The sequence below is a fragment of the Leptospira koniambonensis genome (genome assembly GCF_004769555.1).
Classification (GTDB): Bacteria; Spirochaetota; Leptospiria; order Leptospirales; family Leptospiraceae; genus Leptospira_B; species Leptospira_B koniambonensis.
Window position 1 is genome coordinate 827180 of sequence record NZ_RQFY01000001.1, and the last position, 23068, is coordinate 850247.

General features: G+C 38.5%; 26 protein-coding genes. 15 read left to right on the top strand and 11 right to left on the bottom strand.

The window, feature by feature from the left end; genetic code table 11:
- Nucleotides 1-75: 75 nt before the first annotated feature.
- Nucleotides 76-1500 (bottom strand): circularly permuted type 2 ATP-grasp protein, encoded by a 1425-nt coding sequence (locus EHQ52_RS03705; RefSeq protein WP_135613916.1) that lies wholly within the window; start codon nucleotides 1498-1500, stop codon nucleotides 76-78.
- A gap of 432 nt (nucleotides 1501-1932) precedes the next feature.
- Here EHQ52_RS03705 and EHQ52_RS03710 point away from each other — a divergent pair, with 432 nt between their 5' ends.
- The 5 genes from EHQ52_RS03710 (at nucleotide 1933) to EHQ52_RS03730 (ending at nucleotide 5262) form a co-directional block, all read left to right on the top strand.
- A complete protein-coding gene (locus EHQ52_RS03710) occupies nucleotides 1933-2907 on the top strand; it encodes a hypothetical protein (RefSeq protein ID WP_135613917.1) in 975 nt (324 codons plus the stop codon).
- Nucleotides 2908-3046: 139 nt separating this feature from the next.
- Complete coding sequence (locus EHQ52_RS03715) at nucleotides 3047-3607, top strand: hypothetical protein (RefSeq protein ID WP_135613918.1); 561 nt, start codon at nucleotides 3047-3049, stop codon at nucleotides 3605-3607.
- 788 nt (nucleotides 3608-4395) lie between these two features.
- Nucleotides 4396-4632 (top strand): hypothetical protein, encoded by a 237-nt coding sequence (locus tag EHQ52_RS03720; RefSeq protein WP_135613919.1) that lies wholly within the window; start codon nucleotides 4396-4398, stop codon nucleotides 4630-4632.
- 55 nt (nucleotides 4633-4687) lie between these two features.
- On the top strand, nucleotides 4688-4879 hold the full coding sequence (locus tag EHQ52_RS03725; RefSeq protein WP_135613920.1) for a type II toxin-antitoxin system VapB family antitoxin: 192 nt from the start codon (nucleotides 4688-4690) through the stop codon (nucleotides 4877-4879).
- Nucleotides 4876-5262: a PIN domain-containing protein gene (locus tag EHQ52_RS03730; RefSeq protein ID WP_135613921.1), complete on the top strand. Its 387-nt coding sequence runs from the start codon at nucleotides 4876-4878 to the stop codon at nucleotides 5260-5262. The genes EHQ52_RS03725 and EHQ52_RS03730 overlap by 4 nt, the downstream gene beginning before the upstream one ends.
- Nucleotides 5263-5275: 13 nt before the next feature.
- Here EHQ52_RS03730 and EHQ52_RS03735 read toward each other — a convergent pair whose 3' ends face one another.
- The 3 genes from EHQ52_RS03735 to EHQ52_RS03745 all read right to left on the bottom strand — a co-directional run bounded on the left by EHQ52_RS03735 (nucleotide 5276) and on the right by EHQ52_RS03745 (nucleotide 7991).
- Nucleotides 5276-6175 carry a hypothetical protein gene (locus EHQ52_RS03735; protein ID WP_208653443.1) on the bottom strand — a complete coding sequence of 300 codons (900 nt, stop codon included), beginning with the start codon at nucleotides 6173-6175 and terminating at the stop codon, nucleotides 5276-5278.
- A 1-nt stretch (nucleotide 6176) separates the two neighbouring features.
- Nucleotides 6177-6851, bottom strand: a complete 675-nt coding sequence (locus EHQ52_RS03740; protein WP_244244776.1) for a hypothetical protein — start codon at nucleotides 6849-6851, stop codon at nucleotides 6177-6179.
- Nucleotides 6852-6929: 78 nt separating this feature from the next.
- Nucleotides 6930-7991, bottom strand: a complete 1062-nt coding sequence (locus EHQ52_RS03745; RefSeq protein WP_135613922.1) for a saccharopine dehydrogenase family protein — start codon at nucleotides 7989-7991, stop codon at nucleotides 6930-6932.
- Nucleotides 7992-8159: 168 nt separating this feature from the next.
- On the opposite strand from EHQ52_RS03745, the gene EHQ52_RS03750 reads away from it, so the two are divergent.
- Complete coding sequence (locus EHQ52_RS03750; RefSeq protein WP_135613923.1) at nucleotides 8160-9494, top strand: sterol desaturase family protein; 1335 nt, start codon at nucleotides 8160-8162, stop codon at nucleotides 9492-9494.
- Nucleotides 9495-9556: 62 nt separating this feature from the next.
- Nucleotides 9557-10327: a phytanoyl-CoA dioxygenase family protein gene (locus EHQ52_RS03755; RefSeq protein ID WP_135613924.1), complete on the top strand. Its 771-nt coding sequence runs from the start codon at nucleotides 9557-9559 to the stop codon at nucleotides 10325-10327.
- A gap of 2 nt (nucleotides 10328-10329) precedes the next feature.
- Here EHQ52_RS03755 and EHQ52_RS03760 read toward each other — a convergent pair whose 3' ends face one another.
- From EHQ52_RS03760 to EHQ52_RS03770, 3 genes are all read right to left on the bottom strand, one after another.
- Entirely contained in the window at nucleotides 10330-10821 is a 492-nt protein-coding gene (locus EHQ52_RS03760; RefSeq protein ID WP_135613925.1) for an SRPBCC family protein, read from the bottom strand.
- 115 nt (nucleotides 10822-10936) lie between these two features.
- The gene (locus EHQ52_RS03765; RefSeq protein ID WP_135613926.1) at nucleotides 10937-12142 is read right to left on the bottom strand and encodes an LIC_12337 family protein; all 1206 of its coding nucleotides are present in this window, start codon (nucleotides 12140-12142) and stop codon (nucleotides 10937-10939) included.
- On the bottom strand, nucleotides 12139-12324 hold the full coding sequence (locus EHQ52_RS03770; RefSeq protein ID WP_100711477.1) for a hypothetical protein: 186 nt from the start codon (nucleotides 12322-12324) through the stop codon (nucleotides 12139-12141). The genes EHQ52_RS03765 and EHQ52_RS03770 overlap by 4 nt, the downstream gene beginning before the upstream one ends.
- A 183-nt stretch (nucleotides 12325-12507) precedes the next feature.
- Between EHQ52_RS03770 and EHQ52_RS03775 the strand changes: the two genes are divergently transcribed.
- From EHQ52_RS03775 to EHQ52_RS03800, 6 genes are all read left to right on the top strand, one after another.
- Nucleotides 12508-13140: a TIGR04282 family arsenosugar biosynthesis glycosyltransferase gene (locus EHQ52_RS03775; RefSeq protein ID WP_135613927.1), complete on the top strand. Its 633-nt coding sequence runs from the start codon at nucleotides 12508-12510 to the stop codon at nucleotides 13138-13140.
- A gap of 179 nt (nucleotides 13141-13319) precedes the next feature.
- The gene (locus EHQ52_RS03780) at nucleotides 13320-14129 is read left to right on the top strand and encodes a hypothetical protein (protein ID WP_135613928.1); all 810 of its coding nucleotides are present in this window, start codon (nucleotides 13320-13322) and stop codon (nucleotides 14127-14129) included.
- Nucleotides 14130-14249: 120 nt separating this feature from the next.
- On the top strand, nucleotides 14250-14834 hold the full coding sequence (locus tag EHQ52_RS03785; RefSeq protein ID WP_135613929.1) for an ABC transporter substrate-binding protein: 585 nt from the start codon (nucleotides 14250-14252) through the stop codon (nucleotides 14832-14834).
- Nucleotides 14834-17746, top strand: a complete 2913-nt coding sequence (locus tag EHQ52_RS03790; protein ID WP_135613930.1) for an efflux RND transporter permease subunit — start codon at nucleotides 14834-14836, stop codon at nucleotides 17744-17746. The genes EHQ52_RS03785 and EHQ52_RS03790 overlap by 1 nt, the downstream gene beginning before the upstream one ends.
- Complete coding sequence (locus tag EHQ52_RS03795) at nucleotides 17743-18381, top strand: MXAN_6521/LA_1396 family lipoprotein (RefSeq protein ID WP_135613931.1); 639 nt, start codon at nucleotides 17743-17745, stop codon at nucleotides 18379-18381. Before EHQ52_RS03790 ends, EHQ52_RS03795 begins: the two co-directional genes overlap by 4 nt.
- Before the next feature lie 281 nt (nucleotides 18382-18662).
- Complete coding sequence (locus EHQ52_RS03800) at nucleotides 18663-18944, top strand: hypothetical protein (protein WP_100711483.1); 282 nt, start codon at nucleotides 18663-18665, stop codon at nucleotides 18942-18944.
- A gap of 48 nt (nucleotides 18945-18992) precedes the next feature.
- Here EHQ52_RS03800 and EHQ52_RS03805 read toward each other — a convergent pair whose 3' ends face one another.
- Nucleotides 18993-19910 (bottom strand): NAD(P)H-dependent flavin oxidoreductase, encoded by a 918-nt coding sequence (locus EHQ52_RS03805; RefSeq protein WP_208653444.1) that lies wholly within the window; start codon nucleotides 19908-19910, stop codon nucleotides 18993-18995.
- Between the two features lie 82 nt (nucleotides 19911-19992).
- Here EHQ52_RS03805 and EHQ52_RS03810 point away from each other — a divergent pair, with 82 nt between their 5' ends.
- Nucleotides 19993-20304: a putative quinol monooxygenase gene (locus EHQ52_RS03810; RefSeq protein WP_008597036.1), complete on the top strand. Its 312-nt coding sequence runs from the start codon at nucleotides 19993-19995 to the stop codon at nucleotides 20302-20304.
- Between the two features lie 64 nt (nucleotides 20305-20368).
- Nucleotides 20369-21376: a S1C family serine protease gene (locus EHQ52_RS03815; protein WP_135613933.1), complete on the top strand. Its 1008-nt coding sequence runs from the start codon at nucleotides 20369-20371 to the stop codon at nucleotides 21374-21376.
- A gap of 189 nt (nucleotides 21377-21565) precedes the next feature.
- Here the strand turns inward: EHQ52_RS03815 and EHQ52_RS03820 are convergent, their stop codons facing one another.
- The 3 genes from EHQ52_RS03820 to EHQ52_RS03830 all read right to left on the bottom strand — a co-directional run bounded on the left by EHQ52_RS03820 (nucleotide 21566) and on the right by EHQ52_RS03830 (nucleotide 23041).
- Nucleotides 21566-22279, bottom strand: coding sequence for a pirin family protein (locus EHQ52_RS03820; RefSeq protein ID WP_135613934.1), 714 nt, complete (start codon nucleotides 22277-22279; stop codon nucleotides 21566-21568).
- Nucleotides 22280-22400: 121 nt separating this feature from the next.
- Nucleotides 22401-22748: a hypothetical protein gene (locus EHQ52_RS03825; protein ID WP_135613935.1), complete on the bottom strand. Its 348-nt coding sequence runs from the start codon at nucleotides 22746-22748 to the stop codon at nucleotides 22401-22403.
- A complete protein-coding gene (locus EHQ52_RS03830; RefSeq protein ID WP_135613936.1) occupies nucleotides 22745-23041 on the bottom strand; it encodes a hypothetical protein in 297 nt (98 codons plus the stop codon). Before EHQ52_RS03830 ends, EHQ52_RS03825 begins: the two co-directional genes overlap by 4 nt.
- Nucleotides 23042-23068: the final 27 nt, after the last annotated feature.

The window sequence follows — 23068 nt, forward strand, 5'->3', positions numbered from 1 at the left end:
CTCTCTAGTTTTGTGATATTTTTCGGTTCCGCTTGGGATATTCCCCTGATTGCCAGTTCTTTATCTTTTTTGATATTAACCCATCACCCAAGTATCTTTAGAGCCACCACCCTGGGAAGAATTCACAACTAAGGAACCTCTTCTTAATGCAACTCTAGTTAAACCTCCGGGCATCACATAGATCTCTTCTCCGTATAAGATAAAAGGTCTTAGATCCACATGCCTTCCTTCTAATTTATCCTCTATCAATGTAGGGATCCTGGATAAACTCAAAACAGGCTGGGCGATATAATTACGAGGGTCTGCCTTAACTTTTTCTACGAATTCTTCTTTTTCTTTTTCGCTCGCAACAGGTCCAATGATCATTCCATATCCGCCTGCTCCGTTAGCCGCTTTTACAACTAGGTTCCCGATATTCTCACAGACATATTTTAAGTCCTTCTCCCTGGAACATAGATACGTAGGAACATTAGGAATGATCGGCTCTTCTCCCAGATAATACTTAATAAAATCAGGAACATAAGAATAGATCACCTTATCATCCGCGACTCCAGTACCAGGAGCATTCGCAAGTGCAACATTACCTTTTTTGAATACTTCGAATATACCCGGAACACCCAAAAGAGAATCTTTACGGAAAGTTTTAGGGTCCATGAATGTATCATCGATCCTTCTATAAAGAACATCCACTTGTTTGAGACCTTTAGTGGTTCTCATATACAATTTATCATCTCTAACAGTAAGATCAGTACCTTCTACCAAAGGAACTCCCATACGAGACGCAAGAAAACTATGTTCGTAGTAAGCGGAATTATAAATCCCTGGTGTCAGGACTCCAATATTCGGATTCGGTTTATCAGAAAGATGTTCCAACATCCCACGAAGCCTGATCGGATAATCATAGATAGGCCTTACGGAAAGACTCGCAAAAAGTTCCGGGAAGGTCTTTTTCATTACTTCACGATTTTCTAATACATAAGAAACACCGGAAGGACAACGTAAATTATCCTCGAGGACCAACATCTGCCCATCCCCGTCACGCACAAGATCCGTTCCAGTGATATGGATCCAAATCCCCTTAGGAGGTTTAATCCCTTTACATTCTTTTAAATAACCGGAACTGCTATAAACGATCTCCGCCGGGATCACACCGTCTTTGATGATATTCTCATCACCGTAAATGTCTTGGATGAAAAGATTTAAAGCACGAATCCTTTGCTTAAGACCTTCTTCCATTTTTTTCCATTCGAAAGAAGTTACAATGCGAGGAATGATATCGAAAGGCATGATCCTCTCTTCTTCTTCCTCATCTCCATAGACATTAAAAGTGATGCCCAAGGATAGAAGTGCCTTTTCAGCGGAAGCCTTCCGTTTCAGAAGCTCTTTATCTTCCATCCCTTCGATTCTGGATTTTAAGATATGATAACTCTGGCGAATCCCCCCCTCTTCAGAGAACATTTCGTCGTAAAAGGAATCCGTTTGGTAATTTGTCAGGAGCATAGAATTCTCCCCCCATCTATCTGAAGGAGACGAATTTTGCCCCTAATAAACAAGCAGAAATTAAATTTAGCGCTTATTTTTTATACCGATTATTTATCAATGCTTAAGTTTTAAACATTTTACCTAGACAGAGGGCCAAGTGTTGGAGGAAGGAGCGGGTTTCAGGGGGAAAGCAGGAAAACTGATGGGTGAAGGATGTGAAGTGGTTTTGGGGAGTTGCGGGGTTGGAGTGGATTGGCGAGAGTGCGGTGGTGTGGGATTGAGGATATGCAGGGAGGATGGGAGGTGGCTTTGGGAATGGGGGGAGGCGAATACAAGCAATGTATAATATTATAAAAGTAGCAAGTTATGCGAATTCATTCCACATACCCAAATAGATGGCTTGACTAATATGCAACTACAAGTAACGTTATACGGAATTATGTAAAATTTATGAACGAAAAGAAAGAGCAAAAATACAGAACTGAAATCGCCTATACTAAGTACGTAAAAAACTATGTTTTACTTAGAGCGCATGAGATTTATATTAAATCCACATATGAGTCATATAAAGAAATACTTGAGAATAGTCATGTTTATCTTATCTGCTCAAGGCCAAGACTGAAGATTCGAGAAGAAACGTTTCACACCGATTTAGTAAATCTATATTTTGATATTGAACTCTGCTCCAGTCTCGATAAAAACTTTAAAACCGTATCTGTAGTCATAGAAAAATCTCGAATTGTCTCGTTTTCAGATGTTTCGTTTGAGATAGACAAAGAATCTGAAAGCGACATCATCATTAATCGAGAAGGATTTACTTCTGTTAAAACTTCTATACATTATTTCTTAAACCAAACAGAAGAATATCTTAAGTTAAAAGATGAATTAAATTTAAAAATTGAATATATTGGCCGCTCATATGGGGAAGATGGAAATCGAGTCTCGTTTTCTAGGATAAATGGCCATGAAAAATTACAAAGAGTATTAGCGGAATTCGCTCATAAAAATCGTAATTCAGAGATTTCTATTCTGTTTATTGAATTTTCTGATGCACAACTTATACTTTCGATTGATGGTATTGGCAATCCTACTACTTCCGATCAAGAAAGTACTAAACATGCAGCGGAAGCCATTAATCATAATTTTGACCCAAAGTTCGGTATTTACTTAGCAGAGGCTTGTTTGATTAGATACTTTGAACCTGATTATAATAAAGTTTATAAAGAAAAATTTCCATCAAAAAATTCAGCTACTTTATCCGAATTGGCAAACTTAGACATACAGTCTGCCATTATTGAAATATCTCTGAATAAAGCAAGTTTCATGCTTTTTAGCAATAAGATTGCAGCTCTTCAAGACCATATAATTAATTTTTCCATCCAGACCGAAAACGATCGAAAGAACATCTTTACAGAAATGATTTGATGCCACTTCACCTAACTATCTCTGCTGTCGTGACGCCGGAGGGTCACTTTACGACTTATACATACTGGCGTCATCATAAAACGTCGGCAATGACCAGTCGTTAGACGAAATGATTTTAATTCTATAATAAGAGGAAAATATGGAAGTTAAATTTGATATTAGTAATGCAGAGTTGACTGATTCTGATAAAGATATAATAAAATCAAGTCTTGGTCTAACTAACAATGTAGAATTGAAAAAGTCTTTGGAAAAGATTGCAAAAGCTTCGTTTTTAGAATACCGAAAAATGTTCATTGAGAGAGGCGTGCCAACTAAGGCCGACGAAGTTTTACAAGAAAAGTTATTCTATTTAATTAAACATTACTTTATAGAAAAGCTCCCAACTGAAGCGGGAATCTCTACAATATTTCAATTAACCCCTTCATCCAGCAAAACTCTCCTTAAAAATACAATTTCAAGATATAGGATTCATCTTGAAGAAATAATTAGAAATTCTATCAAAGAAGTATTAGGAGATATTGAGAGGACGGATGATAAGGTAAAAATTGTAATTCAGTCTGATAATATCAAAGACCAAATAAATATGGTAATAGCACAGAAAAAACCTACATTAAAAAAACTTATTTCAGTTAAGAGCTCAGCAGGGCAATATGAATGCCCGAAAGATACTTTTGCTTTTCTTGAATCTGAATTTTTGTAATGAAACTATCTGTTGACATTGGCGCTATTGCACTTGTCCTTACTTTTTTGACAGTATATTTAGAACTTATAAATAAAAATGCAGATATACTTTTATCCAAAGAAACCCCCTCGAGGAGTGAGAAGCAAGCATTAGCTGATTATGCGAATAAACTACTCAGGATTCTATTCTTCAATTGTCTGCCACTAACGATCGCGTGTATTGCGTTATTAATAATTCTTTCGAAAGAGTTTTATGAAACGTTAGGATCACATAGGATAGATTTTTGGGACATTGATATTAATGCTAGTTTATTCGTTCTTTCATATTTTTTTGTAGTGTCTTTTGTCATCTATTCTATACTGCTTTCCCTAAGGTTACTAAATAGGTTTTTGAAAGTCGAAAAGCAACGCACCTAACATCCCCCCCTACTGCCCCTTCAACTCCTTCACAATCATACACTCCTTCCCCACTTGTTTTTCACGAACGTAACCAACCACATGCCCAATGGTGGCTGCGGTGCAAAACGTAGTTCAAGAAAAATCTTCACTCACAACTCCGCCAGGGATGCGCAGGGCTTTTAGTCCCGAAGGGATGAGCGTTAGCGAACCCGTAGCAGCCCGGTCCCGCAAAGCGGGAGGCGGCCAAAACTATCTATCTTTTACGAATGGAAAGGCCTTAAATCATTTCGTTTCTATTACAAGTTACTGTATAGTTTGTCTATAAACTACCATGAGCTTATTATAAAATTATAAATCAGGTATGTGTTCTGGCTGAGTTTCAATCCATATTATGCGATAATGGTCGTTATGCGAGCAGATAAAAATAACGACCAAGGACTGCTAAAGTTTGCTTGGTTTGGGGGCGGAGGCTCTTCGGCAATAGCGCCTCCGGTTACTGATCCGAATGACGGAGAATTGCAGGAAATTTGGACTTCCGAGAGTATCGATTTAGATAATACAAGAGTTATCTTTTTCGGAAATGCGACCGTCACTTCTGCTCAGAAGCAAGTCTCTGATAATTTAAGATGTGTTGCGGGTCCTTAACGCTCGCAAAAATAGAATTTGACAATGCATATAAATTGGTCATTTTATGCATATAATGAGAACAACAGTAGATATCCCAGAGGAATTGTTTTTGGAAGCAATGAGGTTGACTCATTTAAAGACCAAAACCGACGTAATTAAGGAAGGACTTACTTCTTTAATCAGAAGGGAAAAATTGAAAGATCTTAAGAAGTATAAGGGATCTATTAACCTCGAAATTAATATCGATAATTTACGGAAACGATGACTCGCATTCTAATAGATTCATCTGTATGGATTGAATATTTCAGGAATGCTAATTCACCAATTTCTACCAAAGTTGATGAATTAATTGATAATGAAAATGTTTATACAAATGATCTCATTCTGGCAGAGTTAATTCCTTTCCTTAAATTAAGAAAGCAATCCAAGATTCTTACCTCTTTAGAAGCTATTGAACGTTTTCCGTTAGAAATTGATTGGGAACAAATCATTGAATATCAAATTTCAAATCTTAAAAATGGAATAAATAAAGTTGGTATTCCAGATTTAATAATTGCTCAGAATGTAATTCAGAATAAAGCCACACTTTTTACGTTAGATAAGCATTTTAAGCTTATGAGCAAGAATGTGAAGTTAAAAGTTTACTAAAGCTCGCCTCCCCCTACTTCTCCAACTCCTTCGCTATCATACACTCCTTCGGGATCCATTCCTTCTCCACTTGTTTTTGGCGAACATGACCAACTATATGACCCGTGGTGGCTGCAGCTGCGAGAAGTGAGTACGAATATAAAACCGTATAAGGAGAGGTTGGAAGTAAGTCAGAGATCCCACCTCCCACATAAGACCCGTAAGCTGGATATAATGTGCGATATGCGGTCATTTCTTCTGTTTTGTCGCATCGATATCTGAAGTATCTGATCGCGTCGTCTGAGGCTCTTGCTTCCGGGTAGAATGCCCCGAGGACAGGGACTGCGTAGCCGAGCGCATATAAAGAACGATATTCTCTTTGTGCAAAATCTTTGGAGTGTCCGCCTTCATGTATTACTACTGCTGGAATATCAGAATACACATGGATGGTATTTGAATATGGATTATAATGGTCTCCGCCAAAAATACGACCTACTAAAAGTACATCATTCACTACGTATGCGAATAAACCTATGGTCCATTTCAAAACTGGATGTACTGATTTAGAATCCCAAAGTCTTCTGAAATCATTTCCAGGAGAATACTGATTAAATCGCACCTTAACATCTTTCAGGTTATTATCTCTGATATAATCCATCAGATACTTTTTTGTTTCGAAAGATATTTTGTGACTTTGCATCCTCCTGTCCCAGATCATCAGTTTTGCGGCTAAACTTTCGATCCAGATCCAGCTTCCTATAAAGTCTAGGACTGAATATGGTTCTCCCTCTTCGAACTGAGGATTTTCTTTGTCAAAATACATTTGGTCATTCGGCTCGTATGGCTGAGCGACTGTGTATCTTTTTTCAGTAGAATAATAGCAGGATTGGAATATTGTACAAGTAAGTAAGAATATTAGAATTTTCTGTTTCATCTTACTTCTTTCCTTTTTTGTTTTGAGAATGTATGGGAGATGCAGAATGTTTTTTGATCTCATCCAAAAAATCTAAAAGAGCCACTTTGCCCATTTGATTTATTTGATCTTCTCTGCTTCCCCTATGACCTATATAAGGAAGATGTATAATCCATCCGAGTAAGACTGGAACTGTTGCAAGAGTTGCCATAAAATCAGTGACTCTGGATTCGATCCCATCCTTGAATTGGTAATGCCATGATTTTCCGGAAGAAATAATATCTGCTTCCAGCTCCACATTCACTTCGTTATAGGTCCAATGATCTATTGATTCCAATCTGAACTTTTGGATGATGATCTTATGTTTTCCTGGATATTCTTCCCTATGATCGTTTATTTCCTTTCGGATCAGTCTGGAAACCGGTCCGTATAAATTTGTATAATCTCGTCCGAGTCCTGTCCAAGAAGTAAATCCATCTTCGTAATATACGAAACGATAAGGCACCTCGTTTGGAAATTCAACTTCGATATCAGGATTCTCGGAATTATAATCTATAAAGCCTGCTCTTAGTTCCCCCCAATGTTCTTGGACTTCATGAGCACCTGAAAGAGATCTAGGAACATACACTTTGATAGAAGTGCAGGAAGAAAGAAATATTAGAAAAAGTGATAATACAAACTTAAGGCAATAAGACATGACGGATCGTTTGGTAATTTAGAATTGTGGAGAAGAATGTAAAGAATAAATTCTTAACTGAATGGAAGAGGTTTCTATTCAATTTGGAATATCTTTCCATTTTGATCCAGGAATTTCTAAAACGAATTCGGAACCAAATGCAAGACTTGGGGTCTTAAATCCTTTTCCCCCTTTTCCTGAAAGTACTTTGGAAACTGCTGCGAGAGATGATTCGACTGTGAATTCGTAACCTTCTTTACATTCCAAAACTTTGGTGAATTTTTTTCCTTCTTCCGATCGAACTTCTCCCCATACTGTCGTTTTGACTAGGGTCCTTGTTCTTTCTCCTGGGCCTTTGATCGTTTTTCCTACCAAAGCCTGGACTCCTTTTAATACAAAGGGAAGTTTTAATAAAGAGATGATGGGTTTAAAATAGCGTAACGCGTTTACTTGTCCGGAAGGAATATCTGTATACACATCAATATTTGGGATACCTGTAGAAATATAAGCAGTGAAAACATCTCCCCAAGGAATTCCATATACCTTATAGGTTTTTCCGTTAGCGCTCACCTCTCTGGCTCTACTTAGATGAGGAACTCCAACCATCTCCCCATCCCTTCTGATCTTAGATCCATAAGGCAATTGAGCGAGTGCACTTTTCATTGTGCCTGGAGAAACTTCGCTTAGTCCTACGAAGGCAAGTTCCAAAAACTTTGGCTTTGAAAGTGATTCTTTTAAAGAAGAAGCAAGACAATCTGTAGGAACAATATCAAATCCAACGCCAGGTAAAAGAAGAACTCCTGCTTCTTTAGCTTCTTCTCCCAAAGCTTGTAGAGATTCATATACAGGAATTTCTCCGGTGATATCCAGATAATGTACTTTTTTAGAAATACATGCCTTAGCCATCGGAACAGAAGTTTGGATGAAAGGTCCCGCGCAATGCAAAACGAGTTGGAACCCTTGTATATGCGAACCGACCTCGTTCGAATTATTTAAATCGAAAATTTTATATTCTAAACGGAGTTCGTTTGCGAGTTCTTCAATTTTGCCTCTGCTTCTTCCTGCGAGTACTGGTTTTAAACCACGAGACACTGCTCTTCTTGCGATCAGTTCTCCTGTGTAACCGTTCGCTCCATAAATCATCCACTTAGATACTGCCATAAGGTAGGAACTACGACATCGTTTCTGATTTAGTCAACCTGCATACCACGAACGAGTTAGTTTTTTTCACACAATTGATAGGTAAAGAATTTCCGTTTTGGAGTCTGTTTTAGTTTTAGATTGACCTAGTTATGGAACGAGGAATGATAGAGGTTACCGGCTTGTATTATGGAAAAAATAAATCTTATCACAATCGCAATTCCATTTTTCTTTTTGCTGATCGGGTTAGAGCTCGCATTCTCCTGGTATCATAAAAGAAAACTTTATCGTCTGAACGATTCTATCAACGATCTTAGTGCTGGTATTGCTAGCCAAATTTTTGGGATCATCTTCAAGACGTTCACATTCTTCGCTTACCTTTGGGTATATGAGAATTGGAGAATATTCAATCTTCCTTCTTGGCCAAGTGAACCTGTTTCTTGGATGCCTTCTTCTGATGTACTTGGACTTTCTGCTTCTACCTGGGCTTGGACAATTGTTCTAGCAGTTTGGGTCAGTTGTTTTGTTCTCTATGATCTTGCTTATTATTGGCTGCATAGATTAAGTCACGAGGTGAATTTCCTTTGGGCGGGACATGTGGTTCACCACCAAAGTGAAGAGTATAATCTTACTGTTGCATTACGTCAGGCAAGCTTTCACGGATTATTTACTTGGATCTTCTATATTCCTTTAGCGATCATTGGATTTTCTCCTATCGTAATGGTTCTGAACGGACAATTAAATTTGATCTATCAATTCTGGATCCATACAAAAGCGATCGATAAATTCCCAAAATGGTTCGAAGCAATATTCAATACACCTTCTCACCATAGAGTTCACCACGGTATCAATCCTAAATATATAGATAGAAACCATGGCGGAACATTGATCGTTTTTGACAGATGGTTCGGAACATTCCAAGCAGAAGAAGAAACTCCCGTATACGGAACAGTTAAACCTCTTCGCAGCTTCAATCCATTATGGGCAAACGTTCATTATTGGATAGAAATGTGGGAACAAGCAAAACAAAGCCCTCGTTTCTTGGATAAGATCAAAGCTTTCTTAGCAATGCCGGGATGGAGACCTCAGGACTTAGGAGGACAATACCCTATCCCTGAAGTGGATGAGAAAACATTCAAAAAATATGATGTAAATCTCTCCAAAAGTTTAACTGCTTATGCAGTGACCTGGTTTGTTCTTACATTGGTAGGAACATTCTCAATGCTTGTAAAAGTGAATTCAATACCGACAGGGCTGCTGTATACGATCTTCTTCTTTAGTATTTTCTCCTTAACTACTGTGGGAGGAATATTAGATCTAAAACGTTGGACTCTTTATTTAGAGCCGGTTCGTATCGCTCTTTTGGTAGGAACTGCTTTCCTTTTAGGAGTTTCTACAGGGACTGCGTTTATCGCAGCTGGATTCGGTGCACTTTCACTCGCATGGTTTTTCTCCCAGAGACATCTATTTGCTGAATGGAAGGACATTGATCCAATCAAAGAAATTCATAGCAAAGCCGCTTAATCAGTAATATCGCACACTTCTCCGCTTGGGATCAGGCATTGCATGCGGAGAAGTTTTCCTAAATGAATTCAAACAAAACCGTTTCCAACGGAAACGAATCTCTCCTCAAAAACGGATATTTTCTTTTTCAGAATTTTTTCGAGCAAAGTGGACTGGAGAATATTCGGGACATTCTACTGGATGCAAATTCAAAATGGAAAACCAGATTTCCGGATGCAAATTCAGTAAATAGCGCCTACTTAACCAGTCCCGATTTTTGCTCAGAAGAATCGGATCGACTTTCCTTTTTCCGATTCATTTCAAGCTCCAAGCTTGTAGAACTTGCAAAAAGTATAATACAAGAGAAGATCTATTTCTTAAATACTCAGCTATTCTTTAATCCGGCATCTCCGGACAAAAGAAACTATTGGCATAGGGATCTGCAATATTTAGGAGTTTCAGAAGAAGAGCAGAAAAGTATCCTGAAACATTCAAAAGTATTCCATTTTAGGATACCATTCTATCCGGATCCAGGATTGGAATTTATTCCTGGTTCACATACAAGATGGGATCATGAAGAAGAATACGAGATCCGTATGGAGAAAAATGGCCGCAAAAATTATGAAGATCTGCCAGATGGAGTTGTAGTTCCTCAAAATCCTGGAGATTTATTAGTATTCTCCGCTCATTTGATACATAGGGGAATTTACGGAGGAAACAGACATTCATTAGATATTCTTTATACGAATTTTCCTGACAAACAATCCAATGCGAAAATTTTCCGTCAATTTCCTGATGAGAAACTTCTTTCTAAATTAGAAAACCCTGAAATTTTCGAACAATCAGCTGATTGATCTTAAAACTGCAGAGCCTTTCCGGTCTCGAGTAAACTTTTGAGAGAAGAAAGAATTGCAGGCCAGCCGTTATTCAATCCTACAAACGTATCCGGATTTTCTATAAAATCTTCCGGCAAAAGATCTTCATGAAGAAGTGTAAGTCTCGTAAGATCTTTCATTTGTTTTAAAGAATAAGTAACTCGAGTAGGTTCTTTTGATTTATCCAATCTAGCTTTTAGTTCAGGCGGGATAGATTTGAAACCAGAAGGAAGTTCCCAAGTATAAGAAAGTAAATTTGGTTTTTCGCATTTTAGGATTTTACCAACAACTAATAGTTCTCCATTCGGATCCAAGAATTTGAATCCTCCTCCTACCTTCCAGTCCCCTTCTATATTACTTCCGAACCAATACTTTTGTGCATATTCAGAGCTAGTCAAAGCTTCCCAAATTTTTTCCGGACTTGCGGCGATGTATGTTGTATAAATAAATTTGATGTCAGATCCCTGTTTCATTTTTCGAATCCACCAACTGAAGTTTCTTATTATGTAATAGTATAAAGAATGTCTTCGGGCAATAAAAAACCCCCGAGATTCGGGGGTTTTTCGTAAAAGCAAGTTTAGAAGATTCTTATAGAGTTGGTGAAGCTTCAAATACGACATCCATATTATCAATCGTATCCTTTCTCAAGTCATCCCAAAGAACATCCATATCGTCCCCAGAATCCCCTGATTTACCTGAAGTTCCAATTCTTGCATATAAACCATCTACTCGAGAAGCAGGAACATATCCCGAAGGAATATTACTAGAGGCAACGACATCTTTTACAAAACCATTCACATTAAATAATCCATAATTTAATGAAATTCCGGTGCTGCAGAGTTCTCCATCTGTCGGGGTTATTGTTGCCTCTTCCCATCCTGATTTTGCAGTTACTTCCAGGTCACCTGTTAGTTTTTGACTGTATGCAAGTTTATAATATTCATCTCCGGTCGTACCTGCACAGAATCCTTCGTTTGGGTAGAAAGCAGGAACTAAATTCGCATTAGAGTCGATACGAACAAGAGCCTTGAAACAGAAAATGGTGCGATTGTCCATTTCTTCCAAAATCACTCTACCATGGCGAGCATGCAGAGATATTTGGTTATCGTTATTCAATTTATCGTCCCAGGAATATACTTGGACCAAACCTTGGACTACATTATTGTGAGTTGCTGGATCGTATTTTACATCGGTAAGTTTCGGGGAATATACATAACTTTCTATATCCGCAGTAGACCCACCATCTTGAGAAGGATTCAACATCTGCAAACGGTATTTCACAAGTGCACCTTGCTGATCAGAATCCCTTGGATCATCATCCCAATAAAATTGTAATGCGATGTCCGAAGTTGCAGTAGTATTTTCGTTTCTCAATTCCAAATAATTGGAGAATTCTTTCTGTCCAGTATAAGCGGTAGAAGAAGCCATAAAGGATCCACCAAGTTTGATGGAGATCTGAAAGTCAGTCCCGGAAGTAGTGGAGAAATTATCCTGCACGAATCCTCCAGGCTGACTTGCTAAGAAAACTAATCCTGTGTTTGCCTGGATAGAACCAATCACATCATCCATAAAGAGTGAATTCCCACGGGCCCAGGAAGCTGATCCTCTTACAAAACCCCATTGGTCTGCACTTGCGTGCAATGGTCTAAGCAGAGAAACATTTAAAGAAAACGGAATATGATTTTTTTCCTTATTAAATCCTGGGTTAAATTTAAAACCAGCAGTGATCCCGAAAAAAACCAATAAAGCCAGAACGACTTTTGGAAGAATAGAGCGACGATTTTGTAATTTCACTGTGCGATTCCTCTTGGAACGATAATAAAAAATCCAGTTTTGCTTTTTTCCAATTGGTAACCGAGATTGAATAGAGGGATGAATGGGTCTTTTCCTCCCGGTGCGCAGGCGGTCCCGACTAACCCAGTCAGGATGATCCCTAAGCTAATAAGCAGAATCCCTCTTTTTAGATTTAAGATCATAAGTATCTCCTTATAGAATAATGAACATTCGAGATTTAATTTTTTTCATCTTGCTTTGATTTTAAGAGCTTGTTCTAATTAATAAAGCATCGTATCAAAGGATAGCTTTATTTCGCTTAATCCTTGGAAAAAACGTCCCCCAAGGAATAGATGCCTTAATACAATAATATCCCGGAGACAAAAATGAAAGGTCCGATCTTGAATATATTTCTGAAAAACCCAGTCCCGGGAAAAGTTAAGACACGTTTAGCCAAGGACATAGGAGAAGAAGCAGCACTCGAAGTATATCAGGCCTTGGTCGAAAAAACTAGATCAGCCTGCAAAGACTTGGATGTACCTAAGGTTCTATGGTTCGATTCTTATCTTCCGAATCCTTCTGATTTGGGAAGTTGGGGACATTCTCCACTTCTCATCCGCAAACAAGAAGGTAAAGATCTAGGGGAGAAGATGCGAAATGCATTCTTATATTGTTTTCAAAATGGTTCCGGCCCTGCGATTCTCATAGGAAGTGATTGTCCTGAGTTGGATCTACTACATTTAAAAGAAGCATTTCAGATCATAGATCATAAAGACGTTGTTCTAGGTCCTGCGAAAGATGGCGGTTATTATCTGGTAGGACTCAAGTCGGATACTCCTGAACTTTTTCATGGAATAGAATGGAGCACTGAAACTGTTTTTGCGAGAAGTTTGGAAAAACTACAATGGGCCAGAAAACAAGTCGGACTTCTTCCTGTATTATCCGACCTGGACGACGTCCAAGATCTGGAATATTTCGAATCAAATGGGATTTGGGACTGGAAAAAGAACGATTCCTGAATTTCAAGTCACACAAAATACCTCACGCCTCATACATTAAAAAAATAGAATATAGTCTGTAGACTTCGGTCTCGACCTATGTCCAGAGAAGGATCTAATATTTTCTTCTCCATTATGTAATTATTTGCGTACTTACGCGGAATCCCAGGTCTCATATATGTAATTGCTTGATTACATATATGAGCAGTAAAACTAACTTTATATTTCTAAAATTTTTGGTGTTCGGATTTTCCGTTTATTTTCTATCTTCTCTTATTCCTTTAAGAGCTTTTGGGAAGAAGGGCCCACATACTCATATTAGTATTACCCAAGAGGCATTTTTAGAATTTGCAGATAAGACCAACTGGGATCTAAGAGCGGATTGTATGGAGCTAATCGTTCAAGGAAATCTAAGAGCAGACTCCGCCTTCATGAACAATGATGCCTATCATTGCGATAATGATAATATACTTGGATGTGCGGATCGTTTCCGGACTTTAAAGGATGATTCTTATAGGGAAAATCATATTACTGGGCTAATTAAATTAGGAATGGCTCTGCATATAGCTCAGGATTTTTATTCTCACTCAAACTGGGCAGAAAATTATCCAATGGTGAGTATCCTTGCTCCTATAGAACATCCTTGGATTTTTTTAAGTATGAAAGAGATCCAAACAGGTTATTTTAATCTTCTTCCAATCGTAGAACATACAGAAGAAGCAGGAGATTGTTTTGATGCAGAAGATGGTCTCCACGGAAATTATACATTCGCGACCCACGCTTGCCTAAACAAAGATGCCTCAGACAGTCACAGAAGTCTCAAAACTGTTCTACCAGGGATACCGATCAGTTATCATGATTGGGCGGCAAATCTTGCAAAAGAACATACAGCTCAAATTTTAGTGGAACAATATAAAGCAAAACATCCCCTACTCTTAAGTTGCCTAACACCGAAAGTTTTATCATTTTCTTGCGGAAGCCAGGCATATGATTTTCTCCGCCCGGATTGAGTCTAATTTCCGTTGACTTAAGCCTTCCCCGTACATTACTGTAAATTTATACGGCCAGTACGCAGTCTGTTTTTACCAGATTGTAAAACTCCCGGATCGATCCTTCCTTAGGTAATATCTGTGAAACTATTTCAAATTTTATTGTTTTGTTTACTTTCCTCGGGTTTTCTTTACGCCCAGGATTCCCAAACTACTAACGAAACCCAAACTACTTCTCCGGAAGTTTCGGCAGAAGAGCAAACGTTATCCGCCGTTAAAAAATTGATCGGTTTTATCCGTTATAAAAAAAATGATAAGGCAATCGCTCTGATCCATGTGGGAAAATTCTCAGAAAAACTTATTGGAGATCATAAAATTTCTGCTGCCGAAAGAAAAGAATTCGAAGAAGCAATTTCAGAATATATAATCAACAAAGCATTTCCAATCGCATTAAAATATTTTGATAAGATTGATATCACTTACGATAAACCTATTGTAAATGGTAAACAAGCAAGGATCGGCTCTTCTATTCTTTACAAAGGTTCCGATCAGATCAAGTTCGCTTGGATACTTTCCGAATCGGAAGGCGCTTGGTACATTAGCGACTTCGAAACAGAAGGTAAACTCGCTACAGAGATCAACCGCACTAAAAACATAGAACCGTCTATTAAGAAAAACGGAATCAAGGGGACAATTTCCCTAATACAAAAAGCAGCTAAGAACTGATGAGAAAATTTCTTTCTAAAGCGACCGAGTTGGTGTTAACCAAACCGGCCGCTTCTTCCGCAATCCTATTTATCTTTCTGGTGATCTCAGGCTTTTTAGCTACCAGACTTTCCATTAACAGCGATAACCTACAACTTCTACCTTCCGATAACCCTTCTGTTGTCCAAACAAAACGTGTCATCGAAATGATCGGTGGAAGCGGATTCTATACTGTTGCTCTTAAATTCAAAGACGACAAGGGAATGACGGAACATCTTACTAAGGCATTTCAGGCCAAACGTGATGGTGATCCAGAAACCCAAAAGAAAGAATTAGAACTAGCTGATGAGGCAAAACGTAAGAACATTACTTATTATAAAGCGAGAGAGATCGCGCTCAAAAAAGCCTCTGACAAATTAGCCACTGAAGTTTTAAAAGACAAAGAATTAGTACGGTATGTTTCTTATAGATATAATGTTTCCTTTTTACAGGATAGACTTCCCTTATTCTTAAAAACAGAAGATCTAAAAGAAGTCCGTAAAAGAGTAAAACGTAAGATTGATGACGAAATAGAAAAAGCAAATCCATTCTTCATCAAACTTACTAACGAAGAATATAATCCGGATTTCACTGATATCATTTCCAAATACCAAAAACTCGCAAAAAGAGATATATTCGACGAATATAATATTTCCCCTGAAAAAGGAATGCTCATCGTATTGATTAAGCCAACCGGCTCGTTCGTAGACATTGAATTTTTAGAAAAAATAGATACAAGAGTTCAAAGTTTAGTAAAAACTTTAAAGATAGAAGAAGACGGAATTTACGCAGGTTATACTGGAGCTTATAAGCTTAACCAAGATGATTATGAAACCTTGGTGAAAGCGTTAAAGCCGATCGGGATCGCTTCTTTTGTAGGAATAGGACTTCTACTTTTATTATTTTTCCGTAATCCACTTTTTATCATAATCCTTCTATTCTCTCTACTCAGCGGATTACTCATGACCTTTGGGTTAACTGGACTTCTGATTGGTCAATTGAATAGTATCACGAGTATCATCGGCTCCATTCTCATGGGACTCGGGATAGACTATGGTATCCAATTCTTATACAGATTCAGAGAAGAATTTACTAAGAAGCAGGATATAGTAAGAGCGATCAAGGACACGATCTATCATACAGGGATTGCTTCTTTTAGCTCTGCGTTAACTACTACTTCTGCATTCGTAGTTCTTTCCTTCTCAGAATTCAGAGGATTCAGCGAATTTGGAATTATTGCAACTTACGGGATCATTTTGATCGCAGTTGCTATGTACGGTGTAACTGCATTACAGATCGCTTTACTTTTAAAATGGTTCCCTTCCCTTTCTAAAGCTTTTCTATTAAACGAAGACCAACAAACTCCTTCCGGTCTATTAAGAAAATTTTATTCAAGACCAGGAATTCTATCCATTAGCGTTTTAGTTATCGTTTTACTCTTTGGAGTTTTTGCTCCTAAAGCCCAATTTGACGTAAACGGAAGAAACCTTTTAGTAGAAAATTTAGAATCTGTGAACTTATACGACGAGATAGCTGATCGTTTTGATATTTCTTCGGATCCTCAGGCAATCGTAGTAAAAACTTTAGAAGAATCAGAAGCAGTATTTGATTATCTGAATCCTGTCCCTGAATCAATCGCTGGTTCCGTGGATCAGGTGGTTTCTCTCTGGAATTTTGTTCCTCCCTATTCTCAACAATTAGAAAACCGTAAAGTTTTAGACCAGCTTGCAAAAGATATGAAGCCTGTAAAAGCTTCCTTCTTAAAGCCTGAACAAAGAAAATATTTGCCTAAAGCAAAATTATTCTTATCAGTTAAACCTTACGATTATACCGCTGTTCCGGATTATTTTTCTTCTCAGTTCAAGGAAGTTGCAAGTTCAAAAGAAAAAGGACATCTATTATTCCTCTATCCTAAGGTTGCTTTATGGCATGGCGGAAAATTATTAGAATTCTTTGCTGCAATAGGAAGATTAGAAGTTCCTAAAATTTCCAGAAGGACCTTGAATACAATTTTGTATTCAACAGGAACTCAAAAAGAATCTGAAATTGATCCTGTTAAAGAGAATTATTCGCCTGCTGAAAATAAAATTGTATTAAATGCACTGAATACTTACTCAAAAGAAAAACTTCTCTCTATAAATATCCTACCAGGGACAGTGGATACTATCTTGGAGCATCGACCTTATAAGGATATTACCCAAGCTAGATCTTACACATTCCAAACGGACACTGCAGGAAGTTTGATGTTGTTTGCACAGCTTATCATGATCGTACAAAGGGAAGGTGTTCTTGCATTCGGTATCACATTAATACTTGTGATCATAGTTTTAGGACTATTCTATAGAGCTGTTTTGCCTGCGCTTCTGTCGTTGATCCCACTTCTATTAGGACTCTTGGTCACAGTAGGGGTCATGGCGATCATAGATCTTAAATTAAATTTTATGAATGTTCTGGTATTCCCTGTCATTATAGGATACGGAATACAAAACGGGATCTATATCTATTATAGATTCAGAGAAGATCATGATATTGTAAAAGCGATGGCAATGGTTGGACCTGCGGTGATCGCATCTACATTGACTACTTTGGTTGGATGGAGCGCATTACTTCTTGCAAACCAAAGAGGCCTACATTCTATCGGGAAAGTAGCAACAATCGGTATCGGCGCATGTTTACTCATAGCACTTACTCTTCTTCCTGCAATTTTGGAATTAGCATACAGAAGCCGTAAACAAGAAGAATCAGAAAGAATTCCATTCGGATTAGAACCAGATGAAGAAGGTTCCGAAACAGTTTCTGAATTTGTAATTGAAGAAACTTCTCCAAAACCTAAAGCCAAAAAAGTCGCTAAAAAAAAGGCAGCTCCTAAAAAGAAAACTGGGAAGAAAAAATGAGATCTAAACTAATACTTCTATTTTTAATTTTTTCTTCCTTTGTAAATTGTGCGGTAAAACAAATTAGGAGCGCGCCTAATTTTGAATCTTCTTTAGATAAGTTCAAAAGATTAACTGTAGCGATCGATTCCAGTTCTAAAGTGAATCAAGTGGAAGCAAGCCTGGTAAAATCCATGGCGGAACAGGAATTGGCCCACCATAAGGAATTTATTGTTTATCCGGACCCTTCTAGCAAAAACCAAAATTGCAAATCTCCTGTCGGAAAGTCCCAAGGAGTTCTTACTCTTAAATTAGAAGAGACCTTGAAAGGAACCACCCCATCTTTTTTGGTTTGGTTAAGCCCTGCCACATTCGGGCCTTCTTTCGATGGGATCAAAATTTCTATCCAGGCACAGATCCAAAAATGTGATACTAAGGAAACCCTTTGGGAAGGAAATGCTTCCTCTTCTTACCCTATGGGAGGAGATGAAGAAGCAACACTTCGGACCAGCTACGAGAACAAATTCGGAAAATCTGTAGGACCGAAAGTGCTTCCATATTACGATATTCTAAAGTCACTTTTGGATAAGATTGCAAGCCCTGTTTTAAACGAAGCTGAGCAGGATGAGAAGATAGAAGTAGAATCCGGCTTTTGAAATAAAAGGCGGCCCCCACCCTGGTTTGGGTGGCGGAGGAGGGCCAGTGGGAAACCCCTGGCTCCCTATATCATAAAATCATTATATTCGCTATTCTTATCCGAGATTCCCGCGGAATTTTCATTCCAAGTTCATGTTAGCAACAATTTCTAATTCATAAACGTCCTATTTTATTTTTAAATAACGAACATTGTTTCTATAAGATCTTGTTCTAACTTCTTCTTGACCAAAATCTCTGTATCGATTGCTATACTCGGAATCGATTTTTCGTGAGGGAAAGAATGAATTTAGTGAATAATATATCCAAGGCTTCCACAGCTGCATTCTGGCTTTTATGGTTGGGAGTATTGAGCGGAATCGTACAACTCGTAAATTTACATCCAAGTCTGGATGGAATTGTTCTCACTCTAGGTTGGGTGATTTTAGGGATCCATATTTTAGAAGTTGGTATCTATTCCTTTCGTGCTGGAGATAGAGGCGGATTCAAAATCGCAGACGCAGCCCAAGTTTTTGTATTCGGGGTATTCCACCTAATTCCTGTAAGCTTTTCGGATAAGAAATAGAAATTACAAAAAACCCCCGGAACCGGGGGTTTAGAATATTCTAAAATATTAAACTAATTTAGGTAGTTTATTTACGATGTCTGCGTATTCTGCAGCCATACCTTTTATAACATCTCCCGCAGGAATGATGGAATCGATCTGAGCCACTCCGTGACCCGCAGACCAAATGTCTCTCCAACGTTTGAATTCCTGATCAATATCCGTACTACCTTCGTTATGGAAATTATCTCCTGCTTTTTCTACGGAACGTTTTAGCCAATTAGCAGGAATTCCTGAAATTTTTTCGGTATAAACGATCTCTTCAGGTGCGGACTCAACGATCATCTCTTTATATTCTTGAGAAGCAGCAGCTTCTTTGGTAGCGATTAATCTTGTTCCGATATAAACTGCATCTGCTCCTAAGGACATTGCAGCAGCCATTTGTGCACCACCGCTGATCGCACCCGCGGCAAGAACAGGAAGACCAATCTCTTTTTTCAGATAAGGGAATAAGCTGAAAGGAGAAATATTTCCAGCATGTCCACCAGCACCTTGGGCAACCGCAACTAAAGCGTCTGCTCCAGACTTAGCGACTAAATTCGCATGTCTTAATGTAGTTACGTCACAGAAAACTTTTGTGCCTACTGATTTTGCCTCGTTAATAATGGAACGAGGACTTCCTAAACTGGTAATGATCAATTCTACTTTGAATTCTAAAAGTATTTCTAAGTGTTTTGCCCAGTTAGGGTTATGAGCCTTATGTAAAATTAAGTTAACGCCGATCGGTTTTTTGGTCCTGGATCGGATATCTTCCAAACCTCTTCTTAATTCTTCAACGGTTCGGTAGTTTTGAGAAGGAAATGTTCCAAGGCCTCCGGCTTCGGAAACTGCAACAACTAGATCAGGGTATGAAACGAGAAACATGGGAGCCCCGATAATGGGTAGATCGATTCCAAGCATCTCCGTTACGGGAGTTTTTATTTTCATAAGAGGAAAGCTTTCATTCTGATCAGATTCCATCTATCTTTTTTTTCTGGCAGAAGAAAATCAGATATTGAAACTGGGGACTATGATCGTAACAGTCTCTTCTTACAAAATACTTCCGGAAAGGATCCAAGAATTTCAGGAAATCAGCAGTGAACTTTCCAAAGAATCTCTCAAAGAGAACGGTGTTCTTAGATTTGATCTGCTTCAAAATGATGGAGACGAAGGTAGATTTCTGATTATAGAAGCGTATGAAAGCGAATCTAAACGTAAGTCTCATTTAGAAACCCCTCATTTCGTAAATTGGAGAAGAACAGTGCCTGAGATGTTCTCACAAGGAACTACCACCGTTTATTATAAACCTGTATCTCCCAAACCTGAAGATTGGAAAAAATAATTAAGATATAAACCGCTCCGCGCTTTTAGGGACTTTATTTTTGGACACGGAGTCCAAAAATATTATGGTACTATATACAAATACAAGCGCTGATTTTATTTCTTCTTTTGGTCATAACTCTCATCATAAAGATCATTCCGAAGTGAATGAGTCTGAAATTTTAGACGCCTATTCCAAATCTGTCATACATGCAGTGGACTCTGTTGGTCCGAGTGTAGTTCATCTACAAGTCACAAACAAAAAAGGAGAAGGAGGAAGTGGTTCAGGATTCTTCCTCACTCCTGACGGATTTATAGCAACCAATAGCCATGTGGTAGATGGCGCTGTTAAAATTAAGGCAAACCTTTCGGATGGTTCCAGTAAAGAAGCGGAACTCGTAGGAAACGATCCTCATACAGACGTTGCTGTCTTAAAAGTTCATGGAGGATTGTTTCCTCATTCTAGTTTTACAGACTCCAAAAAACTAAAAGTTGGACAACTAGTGGTCGCGATCGGGAATCCTTACGGTTTCGAATCCACAGTCACAGCAGGAGTCGTAAGTGCACTCGGAAGAACATTAAGATCTCGTAATGGACGCCTGATAGACAATGTGATTCAAACAGATGCTGCTCTAAATCCTGGAAATTCAGGAGGTCCACTCGTAGACTTCCAGGGAAGAGTTGTAGGTATCAATACTGCGATCATTCTACCTGCCCAAGGTATCTGTTTTGCAGTCGCCTCAAACACCGCAGAATATGTGATCACACGCCTCATCACAAATGGTGCAGTCAAAAGAGGATATTTAGGAATTGCTGGGCAAAATCAAAAAATCCCGCCATTCACCAAATCTCTAAACAAGTTAGGCTCAGAATCAGGGATTTTAGTTTTATCCCTGGAACCAAGCTCTCCTGCAGACCGCGCTGGGATACGGAACGGAGACTTGATCATAAACCTGGATGATAAAGAGATCCATACGATAGATGACCTTCATAAGATCTTAGATGAGACTTCGATTGGGAAAAAATTGGGAATTCGATTATTAAGAGACGGGTCTATCAGAAGTTTTTTCATCGAACCAGGCGAACTGAAATAAGAGGCGCAGAGTAAAAGGAGCTGTATTTTTTTCACACACAGAGCCGCCGAGACGCTGAGGATTTCCGATTGATTGTCAAAAGAGATTTTTCGATTTCCTTTCTAAAAACTCTCTGCGACTTTGCGCCTCTGCGTGCCTAATCTCGGCGTCTCTTTTAACTCTGTGTCTCTCTCTTAACTCTGCGGCTCCTTACTGGATCTCAGGAACATCCATTAGAAGAAGTTCTGAATCTTCCAAAGCGTTTACTTTCAGAAGGTCTGTTCTCGGAAAACCTGCACCATCTCGAGTCGAAAGTTCGGTCCCGTTAATATTCACTTTTCCTGATATTAGAAAAGCGTAAACTCCACCACTCTTATTCCTGGACTCATATTGCAGTTCTTTTCCTGCTTCTGCATTCCCTAAAGAGAACCATGCATTTTGGTTGATCCAAAGGCCTTCTGCAGATTCTTTAGGAGATACAACCAGTTGGAATCTATTCTTCCTATCTTCCGGAAGGAATTTTTTCTGATCGTATCTTGGTTGAGCTCCCCTTTTATCAGGTATCACCCAAATCTGTAAAAAGTTCACAGGATCAGTTTCAGAATGATTGTACTCTGAATGAACGATGCCTGTTCCAGCAGACATTACCTGAACTTCGCCGGAATTGATAACTCCAGATGTTCCGATGCTATCTTTATGTTCTAATGCGCCTTTGATCGGTATAGAGATGATTTCCATATCTTGGTGAGGATGCGGATCGAAACCTCTGCCCGGGGCAACGATATCGTCGTTCAATACTCGCAAAGAACCAAATCTGATCCTTTCCGGATTCATATAGCTTCCGAAAGAAAATGTATGATTCGATTTCAACCAACCGAAATCCACTTTCCCTCTCGTGCCTGCCTTATGAACTACCGCTTCCATTTTTATCTCCTTTCCCCTTTTCGGGGTGAATACTTTTTAGACCGACCCTGTCTCAGATAGTTCAAATTTAAAGTATCTTGGCTTTATTTAAAACCAAGATGGATAGGAATATTTTAGAACCTTAATCGAAACTAGGAGTCCCGGATACTACGATACAACGGAACAAGAAGATAGGAGGAAGATACAAACCTTTTGTGTATACTTCTCCGCTTGCAAGTGATTGGGTTCCTGGAGGCGCCTTGTCCATCGCATGATTGTATGCGCTTTGTAGATCAGGAACATATCTTGCGAACATAAAAGGAAAAATTTGTACTACACAATCTTCTCCCTCTACTTTTTTAGAAGAGAAGACTGGTCTTTCTTTTGCAGGTACAACTCTTTCTACACGATAGATCATTGTTTCAGCGCCGCTGCAGTAAGTGAATAAAAATAGGAAAACGGATAAGATCCCAAATCGTAAAACTTTCATTGAGATATCTCCAAACCATAATAGAGCCGATAACATGTATCGAACATTCCTTGGTCATACTGAAAGATCTCCAAATCTCTGATATGAGTGGCTGTAGGATTTTTTTCAGGAATTCTTTGTAGAATATTACGGATATTTTCATTACATCCTTTTTCATTCTGTTTGTATAAACTTTGCTCTACCTGAGGGGGAAGAGGTTTCATTCGGATATTTTGGAAGAAGAAGATAGTCTTCGAATAACATCCGCTAAATACTACACAGAGTAGAAGAATATAAATCCGCTTGAATTCCATGATCTTGAATATTAAACAATAACCTGC

Coding starts and splice junctions, on each gene's coding strand:
- EHQ52_RS03790 (WP_135613930.1), top strand. CDS start 14,834: ATGAGAAAATTTCTTTCTAAAGCGACCGAGTTGGTGTTAACCAAACCG.
- EHQ52_RS03780 (WP_135613928.1), top strand. CDS start 13,320: ATGAGCAGTAAAACTAACTTTATATTTCTAAAATTTTTGGTGTTCGGA.
- EHQ52_RS03820 (WP_135613934.1), bottom strand. CDS start 22,279: ATGGAAGCGGTAGTTCATAAGGCAGGCACGAGAGGGAAAGTGGATTTC.
- EHQ52_RS03825 (WP_135613935.1), bottom strand. CDS start 22,748: ATGAAAGTTTTACGATTTGGGATCTTATCCGTTTTCCTATTTTTATTC.
- EHQ52_RS03760 (WP_135613925.1), bottom strand. CDS start 10,821: ATGAAACAGGGATCTGACATCAAATTTATTTATACAACATACATCGCC.
- EHQ52_RS03725 (WP_135613920.1), top strand. CDS start 4,688: ATGAGAACAACAGTAGATATCCCAGAGGAATTGTTTTTGGAAGCAATG.
- EHQ52_RS03705 (WP_135613916.1), bottom strand. CDS start 1,500: ATGCTCCTGACAAATTACCAAACGGATTCCTTTTACGACGAAATGTTC.
- EHQ52_RS03795 (WP_135613931.1), top strand. CDS start 17,743: ATGAGATCTAAACTAATACTTCTATTTTTAATTTTTTCTTCCTTTGTA.
- EHQ52_RS03770 (WP_100711477.1), bottom strand. CDS start 12,324: ATGATCTTAAATCTAAAAAGAGGGATTCTGCTTATTAGCTTAGGGATC.
- EHQ52_RS03750 (WP_135613923.1), top strand. CDS start 8,160: ATGGAAAAAATAAATCTTATCACAATCGCAATTCCATTTTTCTTTTTG.
- EHQ52_RS03740 (WP_244244776.1), bottom strand. CDS start 6,851: ATGTCTTATTGCCTTAAGTTTGTATTATCACTTTTTCTAATATTTCTT.
- EHQ52_RS03735 (WP_208653443.1), bottom strand. CDS start 6,175: ATGAAACAGAAAATTCTAATATTCTTACTTACTTGTACAATATTCCAA.
- EHQ52_RS03805 (WP_208653444.1), bottom strand. CDS start 19,910: ATGAAAATAAAAACTCCCGTAACGGAGATGCTTGGAATCGATCTACCC.
- EHQ52_RS03715 (WP_135613918.1), top strand. CDS start 3,047: ATGGAAGTTAAATTTGATATTAGTAATGCAGAGTTGACTGATTCTGAT.
- EHQ52_RS03830 (WP_135613936.1), bottom strand. CDS start 23,041: ATGGAATTCAAGCGGATTTATATTCTTCTACTCTGTGTAGTATTTAGC.
- EHQ52_RS03710 (WP_135613917.1), top strand. CDS start 1,933: ATGAACGAAAAGAAAGAGCAAAAATACAGAACTGAAATCGCCTATACT.
- EHQ52_RS03775 (WP_135613927.1), top strand. CDS start 12,508: ATGAAAGGTCCGATCTTGAATATATTTCTGAAAAACCCAGTCCCGGGA.
- EHQ52_RS03730 (WP_135613921.1), top strand. CDS start 4,876: ATGACTCGCATTCTAATAGATTCATCTGTATGGATTGAATATTTCAGG.
- EHQ52_RS03755 (WP_135613924.1), top strand. CDS start 9,557: ATGAATTCAAACAAAACCGTTTCCAACGGAAACGAATCTCTCCTCAAA.
- EHQ52_RS03720 (WP_135613919.1), top strand. CDS start 4,396: ATGCGAGCAGATAAAAATAACGACCAAGGACTGCTAAAGTTTGCTTGG.
- EHQ52_RS03745 (WP_135613922.1), bottom strand. CDS start 7,991: ATGGCAGTATCTAAGTGGATGATTTATGGAGCGAACGGTTACACAGGA.
- EHQ52_RS03815 (WP_135613933.1), top strand. CDS start 20,369: ATGGTACTATATACAAATACAAGCGCTGATTTTATTTCTTCTTTTGGT.
- EHQ52_RS03800 (WP_100711483.1), top strand. CDS start 18,663: ATGAATTTAGTGAATAATATATCCAAGGCTTCCACAGCTGCATTCTGG.
- EHQ52_RS03810 (WP_008597036.1), top strand. CDS start 19,993: ATGATCGTAACAGTCTCTTCTTACAAAATACTTCCGGAAAGGATCCAA.